At 55.1% G+C, this 22,349-nt stretch carries 20 protein-coding genes; 4 read left to right on the plus strand and 16 right to left on the minus strand.

Annotated elements, in window-relative coordinates; genetic code table 11:
- The 4 genes from KDX30_RS13265 to KDX30_RS13280 form a co-directional block, all read right to left on the minus strand.
- Positions 1-435 carry a hypothetical protein gene (locus KDX30_RS13265; RefSeq protein ID WP_231676224.1) on the minus strand — a complete coding sequence of 145 codons (435 nt, stop codon included), beginning with the start codon at positions 433-435 and terminating at the stop codon, positions 1-3.
- A 162-nt stretch (positions 436-597) separates the two neighbouring features.
- Complete coding sequence (locus tag KDX30_RS13270; RefSeq protein ID WP_231676226.1) at positions 598-1,161, minus strand: imm11 family protein; 564 nt, start codon at positions 1,159-1,161, stop codon at positions 598-600.
- A gap of 106 nt (positions 1,162-1,267) precedes the next feature.
- On the minus strand, positions 1,268-2,131 hold the full coding sequence (locus tag KDX30_RS13275; RefSeq protein WP_231676227.1) for a hypothetical protein: 864 nt from the start codon (positions 2,129-2,131) through the stop codon (positions 1,268-1,270).
- 221 nt (positions 2,132-2,352) lie between these two features.
- Positions 2,353-4,473 (minus strand): alpha/beta hydrolase domain-containing protein, encoded by a 2,121-nt coding sequence (locus KDX30_RS13280; RefSeq protein ID WP_231676228.1) that lies wholly within the window; start codon positions 4,471-4,473, stop codon positions 2,353-2,355.
- Positions 4,474-4,842: 369 nt separating this feature from the next.
- Here KDX30_RS13280 and KDX30_RS13285 point away from each other — a divergent pair, with 369 nt between their 5' ends.
- The gene (locus KDX30_RS13285) at positions 4,843-5,211 is read left to right on the plus strand and encodes a hypothetical protein (protein ID WP_231676229.1); all 369 of its coding nucleotides are present in this window, start codon (positions 4,843-4,845) and stop codon (positions 5,209-5,211) included.
- A gap of 452 nt (positions 5,212-5,663) precedes the next feature.
- Here KDX30_RS13285 and guaA read toward each other — a convergent pair whose 3' ends face one another.
- From guaA to KDX30_RS13300, 3 genes are all read right to left on the minus strand, one after another.
- The gene (guaA, locus tag KDX30_RS13290; RefSeq protein WP_099267623.1) at positions 5,664-7,241 is read right to left on the minus strand and encodes a glutamine-hydrolyzing GMP synthase; all 1,578 of its coding nucleotides are present in this window, start codon (positions 7,239-7,241) and stop codon (positions 5,664-5,666) included.
- 129 nt (positions 7,242-7,370) lie between these two features.
- Positions 7,371-8,840 carry an IMP dehydrogenase gene (guaB, locus tag KDX30_RS13295; RefSeq protein ID WP_099267622.1) on the minus strand — a complete coding sequence of 490 codons (1,470 nt, stop codon included), beginning with the start codon at positions 8,838-8,840 and terminating at the stop codon, positions 7,371-7,373.
- A 94-nt stretch (positions 8,841-8,934) separates the two neighbouring features.
- Positions 8,935-9,483 carry a sugar ABC transporter ATPase gene (locus KDX30_RS13300; protein WP_099267621.1) on the minus strand — a complete coding sequence of 183 codons (549 nt, stop codon included), beginning with the start codon at positions 9,481-9,483 and terminating at the stop codon, positions 8,935-8,937.
- 267 nt (positions 9,484-9,750) lie between these two features.
- Between KDX30_RS13300 and xseA the strand changes: the two genes are divergently transcribed.
- Together xseA and KDX30_RS13310 are read left to right on the plus strand one after the other, a co-directional pair.
- Positions 9,751-11,130 carry an exodeoxyribonuclease VII large subunit gene (xseA, locus tag KDX30_RS13305; protein WP_231676245.1) on the plus strand — a complete coding sequence of 460 codons (1,380 nt, stop codon included), beginning with the start codon at positions 9,751-9,753 and terminating at the stop codon, positions 11,128-11,130.
- Between the two features lie 6 nt (positions 11,131-11,136).
- Positions 11,137-11,973: a peptidoglycan DD-metalloendopeptidase family protein gene (locus KDX30_RS13310; RefSeq protein ID WP_099267620.1), complete on the plus strand. Its 837-nt coding sequence runs from the start codon at positions 11,137-11,139 to the stop codon at positions 11,971-11,973.
- Here KDX30_RS13310 and KDX30_RS13315 read toward each other — a convergent pair.
- A complete protein-coding gene (locus tag KDX30_RS13315; RefSeq protein ID WP_231676230.1) occupies positions 11,964-12,173 on the minus strand; it encodes a hypothetical protein in 210 nt (69 codons plus the stop codon). The two genes, KDX30_RS13310 and KDX30_RS13315, sit on opposite strands and share 10 nt — an antisense overlap.
- Positions 12,174-12,362: 189 nt before the next feature.
- On the opposite strand from KDX30_RS13315, the gene leuA reads away from it, so the two are divergent.
- Positions 12,363-14,033, plus strand: coding sequence for a 2-isopropylmalate synthase (leuA, locus tag KDX30_RS13320; RefSeq protein ID WP_231676232.1), 1,671 nt, complete (start codon positions 12,363-12,365; stop codon positions 14,031-14,033).
- A 222-nt stretch (positions 14,034-14,255) separates the two neighbouring features.
- On the opposite strand, the gene KDX30_RS13325 is transcribed toward leuA, so the two are convergent.
- The 8 genes from KDX30_RS13325 to hisS all read right to left on the minus strand — a co-directional run bounded on the left by KDX30_RS13325 (position 14,256) and on the right by hisS (position 22,340).
- On the minus strand, positions 14,256-14,678 hold the full coding sequence (locus KDX30_RS13325) for a FlxA-like family protein (protein ID WP_099267618.1): 423 nt from the start codon (positions 14,676-14,678) through the stop codon (positions 14,256-14,258).
- Positions 14,679-14,840: 162 nt separating this feature from the next.
- Positions 14,841-15,278 (minus strand): hypothetical protein, encoded by a 438-nt coding sequence (locus KDX30_RS13330; RefSeq protein ID WP_231676233.1) that lies wholly within the window; start codon positions 15,276-15,278, stop codon positions 14,841-14,843.
- 73 nt (positions 15,279-15,351) lie between these two features.
- Complete coding sequence (locus KDX30_RS13335) at positions 15,352-16,143, minus strand: amidohydrolase (RefSeq protein ID WP_231676234.1); 792 nt, start codon at positions 16,141-16,143, stop codon at positions 15,352-15,354.
- Positions 16,131-17,279, minus strand: coding sequence for a pyridoxal phosphate-dependent aminotransferase (locus KDX30_RS13340; RefSeq protein ID WP_231676235.1), 1,149 nt, complete (start codon positions 17,277-17,279; stop codon positions 16,131-16,133). The genes KDX30_RS13335 and KDX30_RS13340 overlap by 13 nt, the downstream gene beginning before the upstream one ends.
- A 342-nt stretch (positions 17,280-17,621) precedes the next feature.
- The gene (der, locus tag KDX30_RS13345) at positions 17,622-19,094 is read right to left on the minus strand and encodes a ribosome biogenesis GTPase Der (RefSeq protein WP_027902635.1); all 1,473 of its coding nucleotides are present in this window, start codon (positions 19,092-19,094) and stop codon (positions 17,622-17,624) included.
- Between the two features lie 131 nt (positions 19,095-19,225).
- Positions 19,226-20,377, minus strand: a complete 1,152-nt coding sequence (gene bamB / locus KDX30_RS13350) for an outer membrane protein assembly factor BamB (protein ID WP_231676237.1) — start codon at positions 20,375-20,377, stop codon at positions 19,226-19,228.
- Positions 20,370-21,011, minus strand: a complete 642-nt coding sequence (locus KDX30_RS13355; protein WP_027902637.1) for a YfgM family protein — start codon at positions 21,009-21,011, stop codon at positions 20,370-20,372. The genes bamB and KDX30_RS13355 overlap by 8 nt, the downstream gene beginning before the upstream one ends.
- A gap of 39 nt (positions 21,012-21,050) precedes the next feature.
- Positions 21,051-22,340 (minus strand): histidine--tRNA ligase, encoded by a 1,290-nt coding sequence (hisS, locus tag KDX30_RS13360; RefSeq protein WP_122707884.1) that lies wholly within the window; start codon positions 22,338-22,340, stop codon positions 21,051-21,053.
- Positions 22,341-22,349 lie beyond the last annotated feature (9 nt).

Here is a 22,349-nt window from a genome sequence, read left to right on the forward strand (position 1 = left end):
TCACGCCAGCTCAAAATAGAATTCCAGGAAATCGTTAAAATTTTCCCATTGAGGCTTGAGCCGCCCCTCTCTGAAGTCCAAAAGCTCATTTCCCAAAGAAACACGAAGCACCTCTCCAGTGCTTCTATTATAAAAATAGCCACTTTCACCTTCGAAGCTATCCAGTGGTATATACGCCTGTGGAAGCCCTAAGGTTTCATGCGTGTCCTTCAACGCAAGATCAAAATCGGTATTTTTGGAAAACCAGCACACCTGATATATTTCCTTTCCATGCTGCATGAACGTCGGACCGTCCTCAACATGCAGATAGAACCGAGCGAAGTCTGATGACGGATCAACACCCAGCTTTTCCAGCTCTACCTTATAATCTGCGCTGGCATCGTCATACCACCAACCTTGAATCTTGAAAAAGCTTATCAACTTGTCAGATATCATTGTCTTTACCTACCGCTGCCCGAAAGCTTGAGACTCCCAAATCCTTTATTAGTTTCTATTTGACACACTTTTCATGGAAAACTCATCACCGTCGTCGAATACAAACCCATTAACAGGGTGAATCGATTTCGTATAGAAGAATACCTACCATGGGCGTCAGGCCTAAGACAAACGATCTATAAACTGTAATCCACGAACCTTGTTAAGCTCGCACAGCTCCCTCACTCGTTCAGAGACCAACACAACCGTAAAATCCTCTTCAGCTCTGAAAACATCCACGACCAATTCAACATCATCTCTCAGCACAATCTCATTATAAATCTTAGGGCCATCTGGCAGATAGCTTACAATTGGTCGGCTTTTAGATTTTTCCTTGTCAAATACGCTATGCTTTGAAGTGACATTGAAAATCTTATAACCTTCATACCTCTTACCCGCTATAAATACGTCTGCGTCAAGAAACTGAATACCCGAGACTTGGGCTTTTAATAACAACTGATGAAATCTAGGGCTGATGAAGTTAGGTCCACTGCTGAAGAAAAAATCATATTTAAGGAGTGCATCAACACTGACTTTTGAAGTTAGCGTAAACTCGATCTTCAACTCTTCCGTTATCTCCATCCCAGTTTTCAAAGAGATCGAATCCTGACCTGCCAACATCTCGTGTTTAAACCAATATCGCTCAGGATAATACTCAAATATTTTTAAAATAGAAAATTTAGCCACACGCCCACTCCACTAAATAAAACAGAAATTAATACAACCGCGTCAAAAAACTGATCAGACTTGAGACTAAAATCAAAGACCTCGGCCATGTCTTACTTTCATTTTTTTAACTAAAGTGCTTAAGATAATCACCAAACCAAAACTCTACCGCCTCCTCATTAACCCCATATATGCCTTTCCAAAAATCCACAGGATAACTCCAATCTGTTGAATGAGACTTCCTCGGTGCAAGCCCCAGATATGTCCATTTGTGAATCAAACCTTTATGATCTGGGCTTTCCAAAACTCCAATATGACCTAACAAATCCAGCAACCCTCTGCAGAGTTCCTTATTCAACATGGACCCAGGTATATTTCTGATTTTTTTCTCCAGTGTCACTGGCTTTTCTTCAGGGTCCGACTGCCTGATAACCGTTAACATTTTTTGTAAGAACTCAATGGATTCAACTTTTTCTGAAGGAGCTTTGTTATGCTCTCGTAACGAAAAATACAACTGCTCAGGGTTTCCGTTAATAGTCGCCCCTAAACTGTGTCGACCCAGATTCCAAAGAGTAAAGTTTCTTGTTTTTTTCTTGATTAAACCGCAGATTTTACACTGAAAATGTTCAGTCGACTGGAAGGTATGCATTGGAAAGTTAAACGCAACAGCGTAGGCCGAAATCGCAGCTCTTTTTTCTGGCTGGCCTTTCTCAAGCCCCACGAGAAAAGACTCGACGACGCTTTCTTTCGTTGCTTTTTGCTTTTCCTGGAAAAGTCTTTCTATCAATTCGTCATGTTCGATTTCTTCTGCTGGAAAAATCATATTATTTTCAAGCAGGACATCCATTGAATCAGGATACCTAAAGGCTCCTGAAGAAGAGCTGCGATAGTAGTCCTTTACAGCTTTTTCCAGCTTTTTATTCATAATATCCTCCGGCAGGTTGCAGAGCCGATAGTGGTGCGCCTTTAAATAGTTGGCAATGATCTTCACTCACCCCTTTTCTCCAATGCAGGCTTTGTCCGTAAAGTATTATTGCAAGCGCCGCGCAGCACAAGCCAATGAGCCCCTCGCCGTCAAACGTGTTGCGTGCTTGTCGCATTTGCCGATCCAAAAAGCCAGAAGCCCGCAACTACACGGGCTTCAGGGCTTTTTTTTCCTAGACCTGGCGTCGAGGTCAGTCAGGCGGCAAGGTCAGGGATGATCAACTCTTCTCAAGGCCCCGTACGCATACCTTTCTCCTGTGCTTCCTTTACAAGCCGCTCACGGTCTTCAGGAAGCAGCATCCGCCCTTCAACCAGCGAGTCTGCTGCTTTACTCACCGCAGACACATAAGCCTCCTTGGTGGGGTAGCGTTCCTCCAGGGAAAGGCGAGGATCTCCGGCCGCGATTCGCTCTTCCTTCGTCGCGGCAAATGGGAGGAAGCTGCCTTGGAAGTTGCAAAAGCCACCATCAAAAAACTCGGGCCGGAAGGTGTTCCACCCCGTGTAAGTCCCGATGGGAGCCCCCAGATACACATCCCGAACGCCACCCACATCAATTCCGTCTGAATCTACTTGCGGCACCAGGATGCCGTAACTACCAACACCCGGTTGCGGCGGCTCGCTGGTGAGAATGCCAGAGCTGTCTTCTGGACGATAATCCGGACCAAAATAAAGCACCTGCAGGCTATTGACAGCACCGGTGTAGCGGAGCGCCGGGCGCGGAACGCCACCATAATTGGTCGCGGGGATGAGCGGGAAACTGACTCTGTCCGCCGGCACGAGGGTGCCGCTTGCCACAGAAGGTTTTATCGAAGCGGGTGGCGTTGTCTCATCATGAACCCAACCAACGAGGTTGATGAACGCTGCGCGCATTGTCCAGATGTGTGGATTGGGATTTGATTGAACCTGGCAAAGTCCAAAGGGTGGGTTAGCCGGGAGTGGCAAAGACGGCGGTGCATGCTGCGTACTTGCCATAATAAAAGTGCGGACGTTTTCCGGTTCATGGGCATCGCGCAAGCCGAGTGGATCGGTAAGACCGAGCGACTGGCGTCCCTCCCAAAGCTCAAGGGCCGTTGCCATGTGGAATATGCGAGGGCAAGTATTGTTATCGCTGCAGCGATCCAGCAAACCTTGCGAGCGCCCGGTAATTGGATCGGTCTCCCGCCCATAGGTAAACGGAAAGTCGTAAGCAGGATAGTCGTGATCCACCTGCTGGCCCCAAGCCCGACCTGGCTGAGCAAACCGGATGTTGAGAGGCATCAGGCCCCCACCAATATGCGGCATCGCACCATCATAGACCTGATGACCTTCCTCGCTGCGGTTGAAACCCAGCGCGATCATGCTGCGGATGAATCGCCCGGCTTGTGACGAGCCCGTGATAATCGACTTGACGTTATGTCCGTGCACTACAGGGTTGGGCACACCTGCATCGTCATGCTCAGCCTGCTGGAAAAACGCACCGACATCCCGCGCTATAGCAAAACCAATACCCATTACCGCAGGTTCCTTGGCCCGGTAAATCAACTCGTAAAGCTTGCCAGGCTGAAAACCGGCGGATAGGCAAATCCGGGTTTCATTCGGCGTTTTGCAATCACCAAAACTCCAGTCACTCGCTGGAATCTCCTGCCTGGGCGCATTTGCCCGCGAACGCACCGTCAACGTCGGGCGAAAGCCATTCGCGAGCGCTTTGGTATTGTCGGTTTCAACAGTTTTGTAGCTTGTATGAGGAGGCGTGGAGGTAAACCAACCTGCGGACAGGTTAAGGCTGACGGTCGGTGAGAGCGTGGTCAACTCACTGCGCACCACACCTGTTACGGGCGACCCATCCGTATTTATGGCCGTCGGTAATTGCACCATCATGCGGTTGTCACCTGGGGCAACGTCCCCCTGCCAGGCAAACGAGATCACCGTCGTACCCAGCCGTTGTAGAAAACCGTCCCCAGCGACTTCGATGTTGTTGACCGCTGCTGGGTTACCCCGCATATCAGCATTGAACAATAACATCGCCCGCTTGGAGCCTCGATTTGGCACATCAAACAGAAGAGTGTCATTCGATTTAGCCACGTCAGCGGGACGCAGAATTGCAACATCAGTCGTATATTCAACCATTCCACGGCTGTTGCGTGGTGCAAGTTCGATGTCCTGAATAATCTTGTTTCCCGAAGCTCCCGGGTCTAACTCACCATAAGCGCGCGCCAAGACGCGCTCGTAAGCCCCGGCTTTCCCAAAGCTTTCGCCTCCGAAAGCGGGTTCGGTCCGCAGGATCTCCAGTTTTGTAATACGGGCTTGGGCTGGTGCTGCAACGATCATCATGGCGGTTGCGAAGGCTGCTGCATGAGATAGGCGATTCATCTGTACCCCCAAATTTTTATTTTTTTATATCAACGTGGCAGTCATGGATCCATGCCCTTCCCTGCTAAGTCGACATGGTATCGACCGTCGAAAGTAGCGATTAGCACAGTCAATGTAGACACCATGAAATATAACATTCCAATCATGACTGATGCTTGCTCGCCTACCATCAGATACGCCTTTCAACTGGCAAGCCTCATGACTACCTCTCAACGTTCGACCAACCTAAACACAGGTCGGGTTGGTAATTCGTGCTGAAATTCAGCTAGTATTCTGACCTAAATTTTATGCAGTGATTAATTTTTTTGAGTACAACATTATGTCATACTTCATAGTAACTGCTTTTTCCATAAACATGAGACTAGAGTTATGGCATACGGATTAATAACTGACTTCATTTATGATTTGGGAGAAGGTGTCGGGGAGTTCCTGACAGATGATGAGAAGGCGCAGTTTACGCCTTTGGGCCTAGACCAAATAGTTAAGAGCTACATCGATGAACGCAACCTGCTTAATGTATTTTTCCTAAAAGCACAAATAAAGAAATATATTAAAAATCACACAACCCCGGAAGGTCTGGAATATGTAGATCCTCCGTTCGGGCAGGAAACATCTTTCATTGAAGATTATTTCGAGGGGAATCTGTATGTGTTCCTAACGAATGTTTTAAACTTGCTTAATAAAGAATACAAAGTTCGCTCACAAAACTTTTTGTCAAAATTTACAAGGCGGGATTGAAAGAGTATTGCACAGTGGCATTCAGTTCTTAACCACATTTGCAGAATTAATACTCTCGACACCATGCTGGCATCACTAGTGCCGAACATGGTATCGCGGCACTTCACTGCTGATTCCTACCATGCGCACCATGAAAAACGCCATTGATGAAACAGTAAAATCACTATCCAATCTTATTTTTAACAAAAATCAGATAGTTACTAAAAAACTTACTCCCACTCTATTATCAAGAGGCCCGCTCAGATCATTAATTTATTACTACCTGTGCGTATGCAACGCCAATCTCATCATCTGTGAGTACTTTCATTCTGGCCTTCCGTGCTTGATGATATCCAGCTACCGACAGAGCGCTGCTACGAACACAATACGGCTCTTTCAATAGCGACAGTAAGCCATTATCGCGAGCAAAAAAAACCGGCAAAAGCCGGTTTTTTCATGCAGCGCTGTAGGGGTCACTCCCACTCAATAGTCGCAGGCGGCTTGCTCGACACATCGTAGGTCACACGAGAAATGCCTTCGATCTCGTTGATGATCCGGCCGCTGACGGTTTCCAGCAGCTCGTAAGGCAGGTGCGCCCAACGTGCGGTCATGAAGTCGATGGTTTCTACGGCGCGCAGTGCAACGACCCACGCGTAACGACGGCCATCGCCTACAACGCCAACCGATTTGACTGGCTGGAATACCACGAACGCTTGGCTGACTTTGTGGTACCAGTCGGCTTTGCGCAGTTCTTCGATGAAGATGTGGTCAGCGCGACGCAGCAGGTCGGCGTATTCCTTTTTCACTTCACCGAGGATCCGCACGCCGAGGCCCGGGCCCGGGAATGGGTGACGGTAAACCATGTCGTATGGCAGACCCAGTTCGAGGCCGAGGCGACGCACTTCGTCCTTGAACAGTTCACGCAGTGGCTCGACCAGCTTGAGGTTCATTTCTTCCGGCAGGCCGCCCACGTTGTGGTGCGACTTGATCACGTGAGCCTTGCCGCTCTTGGCGCCAGCCGACTCGATCACGTCCGGGTAGATGGTGCCTTGGGCAAGGTACTTGATGTTGTCCAGCTTGCAGGATTCGGCATCGAACACGTCGATGAAGGTACGGCCGATGATCTTGCGCTTCTTCTCCGGGTCGCTTTCGCCAGCCAGATTGTTCAGGAACTGATCTTCAGCGTTGGCGCGGATAACCTTGACGCCCATGTTCTCGGCGAACATGGCCATGACCTGCTCGCCTTCATGCAAGCGCAGCAAGCCGTTGTCAACGAATACGCAGGTCAACTGGTCGCCGATCGCCTTGTGCAGCAACGCAGCCACAACAGAGGAGTCAACGCCGCCTGAAAGACCCAGCAATACGTTGTCAGTACCGACCTGAGCGCGAACCTGAGCGATAGCGTCTTCAGCAATCTTCGAAGGGGTCCACAGCGCTTCACAGCCACAGATGTCGAGGATGAAACGCGACAGGATGCGACCGCCCTGCTTGGTGTGGGTCACTTCCGGGTGGAACTGCACGCCGTAGTAACCGCGAGCGTCGTCAGCCATACCGGCAATCGGGCAGCTCGGGGTGCTGGCCAGAATGTGGAAGTCTTCAGGCAGCTTGGTGACCTTGTCACCGTGACTCATCCATACGTCGAGGCCAAACAGGCCATCGGCGTCGATATGGTCTTCGATGCCATCGAGCAGACGGCTTTTGCCGACTACGTCAACGCGCGCGTAGCCGAACTCGCGCAGCTCAGAACCTGCAACCTTGCCGCCCAACTGCTCGGCCATGGTCTGCATGCCGTAGCAGATACCGAAAACCGGCACGCCCAGGTCAAATACCGCTTGCGGGCAGCGCGGGCTGTCGGCTTCGTGTACGGACTCGGGGCCGCCGGCGAGGATCACGCCTTTTGGAGCGAATTCGCGAATCGCTTCGTCGTCCATGTCGAACGGGTGCAGTTCGCAGTAAACACCGATTTCACGCACGCGACGGGCGATCAACTGGGTGTACTGGGAACCGAAGTCGAGGATCAGGATACGGTGGGCGTGAATGTCGAGGGACATGGAAAAGGCTCTGAAGAGCAGCTGCGAGCTTCAAGCCGCAAGCTGCAAGCTAATCGGGATGTATGCGATGGCTGTGTCACCACAGCCATCGCTTGCAGCTAGAAGCTTGGAGCTTATAGCTGGTCGGCTTTAGCCGACCCTATAGTTCGGCGCTTCCTTGGTGATCTGCACGTCATGGACGTGGGATTCAGCCATACCGGCACCGGTGATACGCACGAATTCAGGCTTGGTACGCATCTCTTCGATGTCAGCGCTGCCGGTGTAACCCATGGAGGAACGCAGGCCGCCCATCAGCTGATGGATGATTGCAGCCAGCGAGCCCTTGTAGGCAACACGGCCTTCAATACCTTCCGGCACCAGCTTCTCGGCTCCTTCGGACGAATCCTGGAAGTAACGGTCGGAGGAGCCCTGAGCCTGAGACATGGCGCCCAGCGAACCCATACCGCGGTAAGCCTTGTAGGAGCGACCCTGGAACAGTTCGATTTCGCCTGGCGCTTCTTCAGTACCGGCAAACATCGAGCCCATCATCACGCAGGAAGCACCGGCCACGATGGCTTTGGACAGGTCACCGGAGAAACGGATACCGCCGTCGGCGATCAATGGAACGCCAGTGCCCTCAAGGGCAGCACATACGTTGGCGATGGCGCTGATTTGCGGCACGCCGACACCGGCAACGATACGCGTGGTGCAGATCGAGCCCGGGCCGATACCGACCTTGACTGCGTCAGCGCCAGCGGCAACCAGTGCCTTGGCAGCAGCGCCGGTAGCAATGTTGCCGCCGATGACCTGCACTTCCGGGAAGTTCTCTTTGACCCAGCGAACGCGATCGATCACACCTTTAGAGTGACCGTGAGCGGTGTCGACAACCACTACGTCAACGCCCGCTGCAACCAATGCAGTCACACGCTCGCCGGTGTCTTTGCCGGTGCCGACCGCCGCGCCAACGCGCAGACGACCCTGGTCGTCCTTGCTGGCCAGCGGATAAGCCTTGGCTTTTTCGATGTCCTTGACGGTCATCATGCCCTTGAGCGCGAAATTGGCGTCGACGATCAGGACTTTTTCCAGACGGTGCTTGTGCAGCAGTTCGCGCACTTCGTTCTTGTCAGCGCCTTCGCGAACAGTGACCAGACGCTCTTTAGGCGTCATCACTTCGCGAACAGGCACATCCAGACGATTTTCAAAGCGTACGTCGCGGGAGGTCACGATGCCGACCAGGTCGCCATTGTGCAGGACAGGTACGCCTGAGATGTTGTGCAGACGGGTCAGTTCGAACAGGTCACGAACCGTGGCGTCAGCCTGGATGGTGATCGGGTCTTTCACGACACCGGCTTCGAACTTCTTGACCTTGCGGACTTCGGCAGCTTGCTGCTCGATGGTCATGTTCTTGTGGATTACACCTATACCGCCTTCCTGAGCCATGGCAATTGCCAGACGGGCTTCAGTCACGGTGTCCATGGCAGCGGAGACCAGCGGAATGTTCAATTCGATGCCACGGGTCAAACGGGTTTTCAGACTGACTTCGTTAGGAAGTACCTCGGAATAACCGGGCACAAGGAGAATGTCGTCGAAAGTAAGTGCTTCTTGGCTGATACGCAGCATCGCGGGGGCTCCCGAGCGGGAAATTGGAAGCGCGCCATTATACCCAGACACCCCCGTCGGCTCAATGTAAACCTTAGACAATTATCACAGAGCGTTATAGACGTACTTTGACGAAAGAAACGGGACGATCCAGACGTTCGGCGAAGTCATCCAGAAAGCTCTGTTTGAACGGCGCGTCGAGCCAGTCATTAAAGATGAAGCCCAGGTTAGAAAAGCCGCACGGCTGCAGAAACAGAAAGCCGTTAATGTCGTCTTCATGGCGGCATTCCGGGCAGATGAAGTTATCGGTGTGGCCTGGCATCCAGTCCTCAAGACTGTCGAACAGCGCTTCACCGATTTCCTTGCGGCACTCCGGGCAGCCGGCCTCTTCAGCGAAATCCTTGAGCGGGGTATAGATGCAGCGTTTGGTGACGATCTCCAGCCCATTGACCGGCTGACCGAATGGCAGAGCATCAGGGTTTTCGACGACTGCACGGGCGCCGGGCGCAATGGCGTAGGCCATTTTGTTATAGGTGCGCCCGCAAGTGGTCAGCTCCGGCTCGACGACATTGAGCTTGACCAGCCAGCGCAGAATCAGACGCGCCCGGGCTTCACGGCCGGGAAAACCGGAAATCTGCGGGACAATAATGCTTTGGCTGTTCATGGCGATCTTTTGCTGATGTGTGCGGGGGTTGGCAGCTTAATCCCCTAGCGGCTCAGGTCAAGTCGGTGTCAGTGACCAAGCAGCACAGGACAGCGTGACATCGAGATGGCGGTATATCAGGTAGACCGCCATCGCGGCCTCGCGGTGCTCGTGCGCTCCTACAGAACGGGGGGCGCACCAGCTCCGCAAGGCCGCGATGGCGGCGTATCAGGCAGACATGTATTTCCCGTCGTGCGCTTGCTGCGCATTGCCTTTATCATGCCCACCATGATCAAAGACCCCTTCGCTAGACTCGGCCTCGACCGGGAAGTCCTTACTGTCAGCCAGCTCAACGGCCGTGCCCGGGTGTTGCTGGAGGATGTGTTCAGCAATATCTGGGTTGAAGGGGAAATCTCCAACCTTTCGCGCCCGGCATCCGGTCACGTGTACTTCACCTTGAAGGACTCCGGGGCTCAGGTGCGTTGTGCACTGTTCCGGCAAAGCGCCGCTCGGGTTCGTCAGGCACTGAAGGACGGCTTGCAGGTCAAGGTACGCGGCAAGGTTTCACTGTTTGAAGGTCGCGGCGACTATCAGTTGATTCTCGATACCGTAGAACCTGCGGGTGACGGCGCACTGCGGCTGGCTTTCGACGCATTGAAAGAAAAACTCAGCGCCGAAGGACTGTTCAGCGCCGAGCGCAAAGTCGCCCTGCCCCTGCATCCGCAGCGCATCGGCATTATCAGTTCACCGACCGGCGCCGTGATCCGCGACATCATCAGCGTCTTCCGGCGTCGTGCGCCTCAGGTGGAGCTGACCCTGATCCCCACCGCAGTCCAGGGCCGCGAAGCCATCAACCAGATTGTGCGTGCTTTAAAGCTGGCGGATTCACGCGGTTTCGATGCGCTGATCCTCGCCCGCGGCGGAGGCTCGCTGGAAGACCTGTGGTGCTTCAACGAAGAGGCGGTCGCACGGGCCATCGACGCCTGTGTAACACCCATCGTCAGCGCCGTCGGCCACGAAACCGATGTGTCCATCAGTGACTTTGTAGCGGACGTTCGCGCCCCCACGCCTTCCGCTGCCGCTGAACTGCTGGCCCCCGACTCCAGCGACCTGCATCGCCGCGTCGACAACCTGCATCGTCGACTGGTCAGCCGCATAAAAGACAAGCTCATGCGTGAGCGACTGCGTCTGGAAGGCGTCTCCCGTCGTTTGCGGCATCCCGGCGAACGTCTGCGTCAGCAAGCCCAACGTCTGGATGATCTGGACATGCGCATGCGCCGGGCCTTCGATCAGCAAACGCACAAGCGGCAAGTCAGGCTCGCTCATCTGGAAAGCCGTCTCGCGGCGCAGCATCCCGGCCGAACCTTGGCGTTTCTGCGCCAGCGTCTGGACGTGCTGGCTGAGCGCCTGCCGAAAGCCATGCGCGACACGCTAAAAACCCGCCGTCTGCAATTGCAAACCCAAGTACAAACCCTGCAAGTGGTCAGCCCGCTGGCGACGCTGGGTCGGGGTTACAGCATTTTGCTCGACGAGCGCGGTCATGCGATTCGCAACGCAGCACAAACCCGCACTGGCCAGCGTCTAACCGCCCGACTTGGCGAAGGCGAACTGCAAGTGCGGGTCGAAGACAATCACCTGACGCCTGTCACCCTTTCTCTTCTGGATTGATTATTGATGCTGCGTTTTCTCGCTCCCTTGTTCGCTCTTTGCCTGTGCCTGCCCGCCCACGCTGACAGTTACATCACCCGACTGCTGAACAAGCCGGTGCCTGGTGGCGTGGCAGTGGTTGATCTGGGCAATGCCGCGCAGGCACCAACCGCCACGTACGACGGCAAACCGGTGCTGGTGGTCAAGGAACAAGGCGTTCGCTGGCTGGCGATTGTTGGCGTGCCTCTGACGGTTAAACCAGGCGCGCAGAAACTGATAGCAAAAGATGCCAGCGGCAATCGCACCCTGAACTTTGTCGTCGGTAACAAGAAGTACCCTGAACAGCGCATCACCTTGAAAAACCAGCGTCAGGTCAATCCCAACCCGGATGACCTGAAACGCATTGATGGCGAACTGGCTGAGCAGCTCAAGGCCTATCGCAGCTTCAGCCCCGGTACGCCGAGCAATCTGGCGCTGGACAAACCCGTGGCAGGCCCTCTTTCCAGTAAGTTCGGCGTACGCCGCTTCTTCAATGGCGAAGAGCGCAATCCCCATTCAGGGCTGGACTTCGCTGTTCCGGCGGGGACTCCGATCAAAGCTCCGGCGGCAGGCAAAGTGATCCTGACCGGTAATTACTTCTTCAACGGCAATACGGTATTCGTCGACCACGGTCAGGGCTTTATCAGCATGTTCTGCCACATGTCGAAAATCGACGTGAAAGTCGGCGATGCTGTGCCACGTGGCGGCGTGGTAGGTCGCGTTGGCTCGACCGGTCGGGCCACAGGTCCGCACATGCACTGGAACGTCAGCCTGAATGATGCGCGGGTCGATCCGGCGATATTCATCGGTGCGTTTCAGCCGTAAAAAGTTTTTTGTAGGAGCTGCCGCAGTCTGCGAAGCGATTTTGCCTGCGCCATCGCTTCGCAGCCTGCGGCAGCTCCTACAAGGAAACGAACTCGCGCAATAAATAATTTATTCACTAAAGATTCAAGCCATAAATAACCACTAAAAACCAATTCCAGAGAACTTCTCTCAATTTTTTTCAACTGCTTGCCAACTTTCACCCCAATGGGTACGGTTGGCCTTATGAAAAACTCTCAAACCCTCATTTTGTTGCGGCAACATCGCTGTCTCAGCCTGGTCAGTGCACGACTGCCAGGCTAGATCGATGTGCCTCACCCCGCCTTTCGCTTTATCGGTTGGCCGCCTTCTCCCGGCCCATACAAAATAAGTACCCCAAAGGATTCGCTCCAATGCCAATGCTCAAAGATCCCTCGAAGAAGTACCGTGCTTTCCCGACCATTGATTTGCCTGACCGCACCTGGCCTTCCAAAACCATCACTGCGGCGCCGATCTGGTGCAGCTCGGACCTTCGTGACGGCAACCAGTCGTTGATCGAGCCAATGGATGCAGTCAAAAAGCTGCGTTTCTGGAAGACTCTGGTCAACGTTGGTGTCAAGGAGATCGAAGCGTCGTTCCCGGCAGCTTCGCAAACCGACTTTGACTTCGTGCGTACCCTGATCGAAGACGGTCATATCCCGGATGACACGACTATTCAGGTGCTGACCCAAGGTCGTGAAGACCTGATTGCCCGCACATTCGAATCCCTGCGTGGCGCGAAGAAGGCCATTGTTCACCTGTATAACGCCACCAGCCCGTCGTTCCGCCGTATTGTCTTCAATCAGGACAAGGCTGGCGTGAAAGAGATCGCAGTCAGCGCTGCCAAGCTGTTCGTTAAGTACGCAGCTGAACAGCCAGAAACCCAGTGGACCTTCGAGTACTCTCCGGAAACCTTCAGCGCCACCGAGCTGGAGTTCGCCAAGGAAGTCTGCGACGCGGTCATCGAAGTCTGGAACGCGACGCCTGAGAACAAGGTCATCCTCAACCTGCCTGCCACGGTTGAAGTCGCTACCCCGAACATCTATGCCGATCAGATCGAGTGGTTCTGCCGCAACATCACTCGTCGCGACAGCGTGATCATCAGCCTGCACACCCACAATGACCGTGGTACTGGCATTGCCGCTACCGAACTGGGCCTGATGGCGGGCGCAGATCGCGTTGAAGGCTGCCTGTTCGGTAACGGCGAGCGCACCGGCAACGTGGACCTGGTGACCGTGGCATTGAACATGTACACCCAGGGTCTGGACCCGCAACTGGACTTCTCCGATATCGACGGGGTTCGTAAAGTCGTTGAGGAGTGCAATCAGATTCCGGTTCACCCGCGTGCACCGTACGTAGGCGATCTGGTGCACACCGCATTCTCCGGCTCCCACCAGGACGCAATCCGCAAAGGCTTCGCCCAGCAGAAAGACAATGCGCTGTGGGAAGTGCCTTATTTGCCGATCGACCCGGCTGATATCGGCCGCAGCTATGAGGCGGTGATCCGCGTCAACAGCCAGTCTGGTAAAGGCGGCATCACTTATTTGCTGGAACAGGAATACGGCATCTCCCTGCCCCGCCGCATGCAGATCGAATTCAGCCAGGTGGTTCAGGGCGAAACCGATCGTCTGGGCCTGGAAATGAGTGCCCAGCAGATCTACGCGTTGTTCAAACGTGAATACCTGCAGGCCAACAAGCCCTACGCACTGATAAGCCACCGCTTGCAGGAAGAGAACAACACCAGCGCCGTTGACGCCGAAGTCAGCGTCAACGACGAAACCCAGCGCTGGAAAGGCAAAGGCAACGGTGCGCTGGAAGCCCTCGTCTCGAGCCTGCCAATTGGTGTGGAAATCATGGATTACAACGAGCACGCCATCGGCGCAGGCACCACGGCCAAAGCCGCTGCCTACATCGAGCTGCGCGTGAACGGCGATCGTGCGGTCCACGGCGTGGGTGTTGACGAGAACATCACCACGGCGAGCTTCAAGGCGCTTTTCAGTGCACTGAACCGTTCGCTGAGCCAGGCAGAAGCCAAGGCGGCCTGATTCGCGTGGCTCGTAGCCTGTAACAGGACCTTGTGGGAGCGAACTCATTCGCGAACGGGGCAGGTCTGAAATAGATCAGGGTCTGACACCCCGCCTTCGCGAATGAATTCGCTCCCACGTGCGTTGCACGGCCGGGCAATTGATTGTTGCCCAGGCCGGCATTTCAAACAAAAAAAGGCCCTGAAGTGAAAGCTTCAGGGCCTTTTTATTCAGGCGCAATTATCAGGCGGTCGCTTTAACATTGCCTTTCATCAAATCGAGCAGAGCGGCCTGCATGGTCGCCAACTGCGCAGTAGTACCTGAAATCTGCTGCTGGATGGCCATGATTCGCGAAGCCTTCTCGGTCTCGGAACCCTTACTGTTTTGCGCCGCTGCCAATTGCTGCTGTTCGCGCAATAGCTGCTTCTGAACTTCTTTTATCTGCTTCTGCAAATTCTCTATCGCCGCCTGGGCCGGGCTCGATGGACCTGCCGCACCTGCTTTTGCATCGTCAGTCTGATAGACGTTGCCGCGCAAGTCGACGTTGATTTTGCTCGGGACCGAATCGCCAGACTGGGTTTCACTGGCCTTGTCTACATTGCTTTTGATGGTGGCAGTCAGCGTTGCAGGGTAGAGACCCAATGAACTGGTATTGATTGTAGTCATGGTCGACTCCTAGGCGGTTATGCGCGTTATCGGCCGCCCAAGGCAGAACTGAAGCTACTGCAGAGGATTTTGTGACACGCAGCACAAACCGCCCGGAAGCAGCGAAGCTTCAAGGCGTTTCAACGTGGCGAAAAACACTCGATAAAAGCGGTTCAGCAATGATCACGCCGTGGTGTCGATACCGCCAGATGTGGTCAGTTGCACCAATGCCGCTTCTTGCGAGGCAAGTGTCGCGTTGGTACTGGAGATCTGTGCCTGAATCGCCATGGCCTTCTGGGCTTTTTCCTCAGGAGTGGCATTACCGTTTTGCGCAGCAGCCAGTTGCTGTTGTTGCTCTTTCAACAGCTTCTCGGTTTTCTCGATCTGCTCTTGCAGCTTCTTGATACTTTCCTGAGTGCTGTCGGACGTCGAACTCCCCGCCGCGCCCCCACCCGCAGGTGCACCACCAGCAGCCACTTTGGTGCTGTCAGTGCCGGCTTCATCGCCCGTCGCAGTCGTGGCGTCCGAACTGGCCGCAGCAGTCGCCGCGTCGTCTTTTTTGATCGCGACACTGAAGGAACTTGCGTAGGTGTTGAGGGACGATGTGTTGATGGTGGTCATGTCGATCTCCAGATAGAAACATTGAGTCATCTCTGTCTGTTATATCGACATGCGCCACCCGCGCTGAAAGGATTTAGTGTATCTCGAATGTATCGGAATCGAGGTGAGCCGGAAACTTTGTCCGGTAAGCCGCCAGATCCGCGGCATTCAGCGTCACCTCGAAAACGCCATCGGCCTCCCCGGCGTTGAACAGGCTCTCACCCTGAAAATCGAGCACCTGACTGTCACCGGTATAAGCGAAGCCTTTGCCGTCGGTTCCGGTCCGGTTCACGGCTGCCACGTAACACAGGTTCTCGATTGCCCGGGCGGGCAACAGGCGGTTCCAGTGCAAGCGTCGGGCACCCGGCCAGTTCGCGGTGTAGAGCAGCAAGTCGGTGTGCTGGGCGTCACGACTCCAGACCGGAAAACGCAGGTCGTAGCAGATCAGCGGACGCACACGCCATCCCTTGAGTTCAAATTGCACCTGACGCTCGCCGGGGCTGTAATGCTCATGCTCACCCGCCATGCGAAACAGATGACGCTTGTCGTAGTGCAGCAACTCACCATCAGGACGCGCCCACAGCAGCCGATTACGGTGACTTCCGTCAGCAGCTTTGATAATAACGCTACCGGTGACGACCGCATCCAGTAGCCTGGCCTGCTCCAGCATCCATCTGGATGTCGGACCGGCTTCCGGCTCGGCAAGAGTCTCAGAGTCCATGGAGAAACCCGTGGTGAACATTTCCGGCAGGATCACCAGATCAGCCCCCTTGACGGGAGCCAGGAGCATGGCGAAGTGCTCAAGGTTGGTCTTGCGGTCATGCCAGACCAGAGAGGTCTGCACCAGCGCCACGTTCAGGTTCGGCAGCTCACTCAGATCGCGCATAGTTTTTCCGCTGCCTGACGCAGCGTCTCCTCACGTTTGGCGAAGCACAACCGAATCAAGCGCTGCCCCTCAGGTGGGTTTTGGTAGAAGACCGAAACAGGAATACTCGCTACACCATGTTCGCGAGTCATCCACAGCGACATCTCTACATCGTTGAGGTCGGGGCGAATCTGCGCGTAGTTCACGAGTTGAAAGTAGGTGCCGCCAACACGATCAAACGTAAAGCGCGAACCCTGCAATTGATCGCAGAAGAAATCACGTTTGGCCTGATAAAACCCGGGCAACTCTTCGACGTGTTCAGGATGCTCAGCCATGAAGTCAGCCAGTGCCCATTGCAGCGGTGTGACACCACAGAAACTGACGTACTGATGGACCTTGCGCAGCTCGGCGCTCAGTGCGGGCGGCGCCACTACGTAGCCGGTTTTCCAGCCAGTCACGTGATAGGTCTTGCCGAATGAACTGACTACAAAGGAGCGCTGATACAGCTCTTCGTGGCTCAGGATGCTGACATGCTGAACGCCATCGAATACCAGATGCTCATAGACCTCATCACTGACAAGGTAGATATCCCGGTTGGCGATCAGTGCAGCCAGTTGATCCAGTTCAGCCCGGCTGATCAACGCACCGCTTGGGTTATGGGGGCTGTTGATGATGATCATCCGGGTGCGGGGGCTCAGCGCATCGTGCAGCTTCTGCCAGTCGATGGAGAAGTCGTTTGCGTCCAGCTGGACGTGCACGCAGCGTCCGCCGGCCAGTTCAACCGAGGGCTCGTAGCTGTCATAACAAGGATCGAAAACGATCACTTCGTCACCGGAACGAATCACGGCCTGGATCGCGCAGAAAATCGCCTGGGTAGCGCCCGGTGTAATGGTGATTTCGGTGTCCGGATTCACATGACGGCCATAGCAGCGCGATACCTTGGCCGCGACTTGCTGACGCAGCGCAGGCAAACCGGTCATGGGTGCGTATTGGTTATGACCTTCAGCGACGTGACGACTCAATGCATCGCGCAGCGCCTGGGGACCATCGAAATCGGGGAAACCCTGGGACAGGTTGATCGCGCCCGTCTCAGCGGCGAGCTGGGACATGACGGTAAAAATAGTGGTGCCGACATTGGGCAACTTGCTGTCAATCATGGGGCCTTTTTCCTGCTGTACGCCCGGCTCCACGGCGGCACGGGTCAGGCAGGATAGCCCATAGCGCGCGCATAAAAAAAGGCGCTATTAGCGCCTTTTATTGAGAAAGCTTTTTACTGCCAGATGCATAAAGCGAGGTTCTATGCGGATCTGCTAGGTTGCGCAGAATCTGCGAGAGATTCACCCGACGCCCTCCCGGCTGAAGCCGGCTCTCCGGAATAGCGCGGTCTCTGTGGGAGCAGGGCTTGCCCGCGATACAAACGACGCGGTTTGAAGCAGACCGCGTCATCGTTCTTCGCGAGCAAGCTCAGCTCCCACTTAAGACCTACGCTGGCAATACTATCAGCGCTTGTCTCTACGCTTTTTGTCGGCTTTCTTGTGGTGCGACATCATTCGACGCTTCTTGTTGACCTGGCGGTCTGTCAGCGTGTTCTTGTTGCCTTCGTACGGGTTCTCGCCGCCTTTGAATTCGATACGGATCGGCGTACCGACCAGTTTGAGCACACGACGGTAGGTGTTTTCCAGGTACCGGACGTAAGACTTCGGTACTTTCTCGACCTGGTTACCGTGGATCACGATCAGCGGCGGGTTAGCACCACCCAGGTGAGCGTAACGCAGCTTGATGCGACGGCTGCCCACCATCGGTGGCGCATGCTCACTGACCGCATCTTCGAGAATCTGCGTCAGACGGCTGGTTGGCCAACGGGTCACAGCAGACTTGAAGGAGTTCTGCACCGATTGGTACAGGTTGCCCACGCCAGTGCCGTGCAGTGCCGAGATAAAGTGAATGTCCGCGAAGTCGACGAAGAACAAGCGACGTTCAAGCTCGGTCTTCACATAGTCGCGCTCGCTCGGGACCATGCCGTCCCATTTGTTCAAGGCGATAACCAGTGCGCGACCTGCTTCCAGGGCAAAGCCCAACAGGTTCAAGTCGTGATCGACCACGCCTTCACGAGCGTCCATGACAAAGATCACAACGTTGGCGTCTTTGATGGCCTGCAGGGTTTTCACCACCGAGAACTTTTCAACTTCCTCGTGGATCTTGCCGCGCTTACGCACACCGGCCGTATCAATCAGTGTGTACTTTTCGTCGTTACGCTCGAACGGGATGTAGATACTGTCGCGGGTAGTGCCCGGCTCGTCATAAACGATAACCCGGTCTTCACCCAGCATCCGGTTGACCAGTGTCGACTTGCCGACGTTAGGACGACCAATAATAGCGATCTTGATACCGTCCTTTTCGCTAGGACCGGGAATGCGCTTGGCTTCCTGGCCTTCAGCAACGACCTCGGCTTCGCCTTCCTCATCCTCTTCCCCTTCGTCTTTCGGGAATTGGCTGAGGGCGATTTCCAGCATCTGGCTGATGCCGCGACCGTGAGCACCGGCGACCGGGATGGCATCACCCATACCCAGCGGCGCGAACTCGGCGCGGGCCATTTCAGGGTCGATGTTGTCGACCTTGTTGGCAACCACATAGGAGCGCTTGCCACGTTTGCGCAAGTGCTCGCCGATCATCTGGTCAGCGGCGGTAAAGCCGGCCTTCGCATCAACGAGGAACAGAACAACGTCAGCTTCTTCAATGGCCAGCAGCGACTGCTCGGCCATCTTTTCGTCCATGCCGTGTTCGTCACCGGAGATACCGCCGGTGTCGATCAGAATGTAGGAGCGCCCTTGCCACTTGGCCTCACCGTATTGGCGATCACGGGTCAGACCGGACAGATCGCCGACAATGGCGTCGCGAGTCCTGGTCAGGCGGTTGAACAAGGTGGACTTGCCGACGTTCGGTCGACCCACCAGGGCGATTACGGGAACCATGCGGCTCTCCACTTCGTTATTTCAGAAAATACAAAAGCCGCTGCAGGGCAGCGGCCGGAGTTCGGAGCAGCACCGCAAGGTGCTGCAAACCCCGCCGAAACGGGGTCGCTAGAGGCTCAGGCCTCAAGTCATTACTTGATCGTCAGGGCTTCCAGCTTGCCGCTGTTGCCGTAGACGTAAATCATGTCTCCCACTACCAACGGACGAGCACGCAGGCCGTCGCTGTCAATGCGCTCGCGGCCCACGAAACGACCATCCACCTGGCTCAACAGGTGCAGATAGCCTTCCATGTCGCCAACGGCTACATAGCTGGAATACACTTCTGGCGAGCCTAGTTGGCGACGGGCCAGTGCTTCGTTGCTCCAAAGTGCGGAGGACGAACGTTCGTCGATACCTTCGACAGTACCGGAAGCCAGGCTGGCATAAACGCTACCGAAACCTTGTGCTACACCGGAGTAGCTCGAGGCGTCGCGCTGCCAGATGACACGGCCGCTTTCCAGCTCCAGACCGGCAACCCGGCCCTGATAGGTAGCGACATACAACGTACCACCGGACAACAGCAGACCACCGTCGATATCAACGACGCGATCCAGCTCGGAGCGACCTTGTGGGACAGCGACACGCTGCTCCCAGACCGGCACGCCGTTGGAGGTGTCCAGTGCGACCACTTTACCAGTCGACAGACCCGCCACCGCGAGGTGGTTGGTCACGATCGGCGCGCCAGTGCCGCGCAGGGTCAATACTGCTGGCGTGCTTTCGTAAATCCAGCGCTGGTTGCCGGTAGCAGCATCAAAGCCGACTACGCGATCATCCTGAGTCTGAACCACGACCACATCACCATTGGTGGACGGCGGGGCCAGAACTTCACTGGTCACGCGAGCGCGCCATTTTTCTTCACCGGTGCTGGAGTCCAGCACAACGACTTCGCCCTTCAGGGTGCCGAACATCAGCATGCCGTAACCAACGCCAACGGCGCCGGAAACAGGCAACTCAAGGTCCTTTTCCCAAATGACATTACCGTTCATGCGGTCCATCGAGACGATGTAACCTTCTACATCGCTGGCAAAGATACGGTCGCCATCGATAGCCGGAACCAACATGTTGTAGGTCTCGCCCTGCCCCTCACCAATGGAGCGGCTCCACTGCTTCTGCAGCACGACTTCTTCTTTGAAGTCGGTCAGCTCGGCCGGTGGCAATTCCTTTTTGCTGTTGCTGCTGCAACCCGCGGCCAAAATGGCCAGGGCCAGCAATGCTGCATGTTTCCAACGGATCACGTCACGCATCCCCTTTGGCCAGGTCGTCGAGCTTCATTTGTAAGCCACCTACGGCCGCTTCTTCAGACAGCGCGGATTTGGCTTTTTGGTATGCAGCATGGGCCTCGTCGGTGCGGCCCAGCTGTACCAGCAGGTCACCTTTGAGTTCTTCACGGCTGGCCAGGAATGCCTTTTCAGCATCGCCATCGAGCAGCTTCAGAGCGTCGTCAGCCTTGTTCTGTGCAGCCAGTACGCGAGCCAGACGCTGACGAGCGATTTCGCCCAGCGTATCGCTGGCCGGCTTGTCAGTCACCAGTTTCAACTCGGCTACTGCGTCATCAAGCTTGCCATTGTCGACAGCCACCTTGGCTACGAACAGGCTGCCATACTGGGCGTAGGCAGAACCACCGAACTCGCTTTTCAGTTTGTTGGCGATATCAGCCACACGAGCCGTGTCAGCCTGACCACTTGGCGTAAGGGCTGTTTCCAGCAATTGCTGGTAAAGCGCCGAAGCACCTTGCGACTGATTGCTTTCGTATCTGGTCCAGGCCTGCCAGCCAAGCACCACTACCAACGCCAGCAAGCCACCTGTTACCAGGGGTTTACCATTGCGCTGCCACCAGTCCTTCATTGCCGCCAGTTCATCATCTTCAGTACCTGACACCCCAATACTCCTATTCGCTAAATCGGCTGTAAATCAGCTTCAACCCTGCACAACGCAGGAGGCCAGGTGCTCGGACAGAGCATCCCAGGCAATATTTTGTTGTTCACCCTGACCACGCAGGGGTTTGACGCCGATGATCTGCTGCGCCAGCTCCTCTTCCCCGAGGATCAACGCAAACAATGCACCACTCTTGTCGGCTTTCTTGAACTGGCTTTTGAAACTGCCAGCTCCGGCATTCACCTGTAAACGCAGGTTCGGCAGCTCGTCACGAACACGCTCGGTCAGCGCCAGCGCAGCCAGTTCAGCCGCTTCGCCGAAGGCACACAGATACACGTCGACCTGACGGGAAATTTCTTCCGGAACCTGCTCAAGTGTTTCAAGCAGCAGGACCAGACGTTCGATACCCATGGCAAATCCAACGCCACTGGTAGGCTTGCCGCCCATTTGCTCGACCAGACCGTCGTAACGGCCGCCCGCGCAGACTGTACCTTGAGCGCCCAGTTGATCGGTCACCCACTCGAAAACGGTTTTGCTGTAGTAATCGAGGCCACGAACCAGCTTGGGATTGATGACATACGGAATGCCCGCTGCATCCAGACGCGCCTTCAGACCTTCGAAGTGAATTCGCGATTCGTCATCCAGATAATCCGCCAGCTTCGGCGCATCAACCAGCAGCGCCTGAGTGTCGGCGTTCTTGGTATCCAGTACCCGCAGAGGGTTGGTTTTCAGGCGACGCTGACTGTCTTCGTCCAATTCGCTGAGACGTGCCGACAGGAACTCGACCAGCGCATCGCGATACCGCGCACGCGCCTCGCTGGTGCCCAGGCTATTCAGTTCGAGCTTCACTGCGTTGCGAATGCCCAACAGGCCCCACAGGCGCCAGGTCAGTACGATCAGCTCTGCGTCGATGTCCGGACCGTCCAGGTTGAAAACCTCGACGCCGATCTGGTGAAACTGACGATAGCGACCTTTCTGCGGGCGTTCATGACGGAACATCGGCCCGATGTACCACAATTTCTGAACCTGACCGCCACCGGTAATGCCGTGTTCAAGCACTGCGCGCACGCAGGCAGCAGTGCCTTCAGGGCGCAGGGTCAGGGAGTCACCGTTGCGATCGGCAAAGGTATACATCTCTTTTTCAACGATATCGGTCACTTCACCGATGGAGCGTTTGAACAGATCGGTGAATTCCACGATAGGCATGCGAATCTGCCGGTAACCGTAGTTATCCAGCAGACGCGAGACAGTGCCTTCGAAGTGACGCCACAGCGGGGTCTGATCGGGCAGGATGTCGTTCATGCCACGAATGGCTTGCAGAGACTTACTCACAAAAAATCC

The organism is Pseudomonas quasicaspiana (assembly GCF_021147825.1).
Taxonomy (GTDB): Bacteria; Pseudomonadota; Gammaproteobacteria; order Pseudomonadales; family Pseudomonadaceae; genus Aquipseudomonas; species Aquipseudomonas quasicaspiana.

Coding starts and splice junctions, on each gene's coding strand:
- bamB (WP_231676237.1), bottom strand. CDS start 20,377: ATGCGTGACGTGATCCGTTGGAAACATGCAGCATTGCTGGCCCTGGCC.
- KDX30_RS13340 (WP_231676235.1), bottom strand. CDS start 17,279: ATGATTGACAGCAAGTTGCCCAATGTCGGCACCACTATTTTTACCGTC.
- leuA (WP_231676232.1), top strand. CDS start 12,363: ATGCCAATGCTCAAAGATCCCTCGAAGAAGTACCGTGCTTTCCCGACC.
- KDX30_RS13285 (WP_231676229.1), top strand. CDS start 4,843: ATGGCATACGGATTAATAACTGACTTCATTTATGATTTGGGAGAAGGT.
- KDX30_RS13325 (WP_099267618.1), bottom strand. CDS start 14,678: ATGACTACAATCAATACCAGTTCATTGGGTCTCTACCCTGCAACGCTG.
- KDX30_RS13310 (WP_099267620.1), top strand. CDS start 11,137: ATGCTGCGTTTTCTCGCTCCCTTGTTCGCTCTTTGCCTGTGCCTGCCC.
- KDX30_RS13335 (WP_231676234.1), bottom strand. CDS start 16,143: ATGCGCGATCTGAGTGAGCTGCCGAACCTGAACGTGGCGCTGGTGCAG.
- KDX30_RS13280 (WP_231676228.1), bottom strand. CDS start 4,473: ATGAATCGCCTATCTCATGCAGCAGCCTTCGCAACCGCCATGATGATC.
- der (WP_027902635.1), bottom strand. CDS start 19,094: ATGGTTCCCGTAATCGCCCTGGTGGGTCGACCGAACGTCGGCAAGTCC.
- guaA (WP_099267623.1), bottom strand. CDS start 7,241: ATGTCCCTCGACATTCACGCCCACCGTATCCTGATCCTCGACTTCGGT.
- guaB (WP_099267622.1), bottom strand. CDS start 8,840: ATGCTGCGTATCAGCCAAGAAGCACTTACTTTCGACGACATTCTCCTT.
- xseA (WP_231676245.1), top strand. CDS start 9,751: ATGATCAAAGACCCCTTCGCTAGACTCGGCCTCGACCGGGAAGTCCTT.
- KDX30_RS13300 (WP_099267621.1), bottom strand. CDS start 9,483: ATGAACAGCCAAAGCATTATTGTCCCGCAGATTTCCGGTTTTCCCGGC.
- KDX30_RS13330 (WP_231676233.1), bottom strand. CDS start 15,278: ATGACCACCATCAACACATCGTCCCTCAACACCTACGCAAGTTCCTTC.
- KDX30_RS13265 (WP_231676224.1), bottom strand. CDS start 435: ATGATATCTGACAAGTTGATAAGCTTTTTCAAGATTCAAGGTTGGTGG.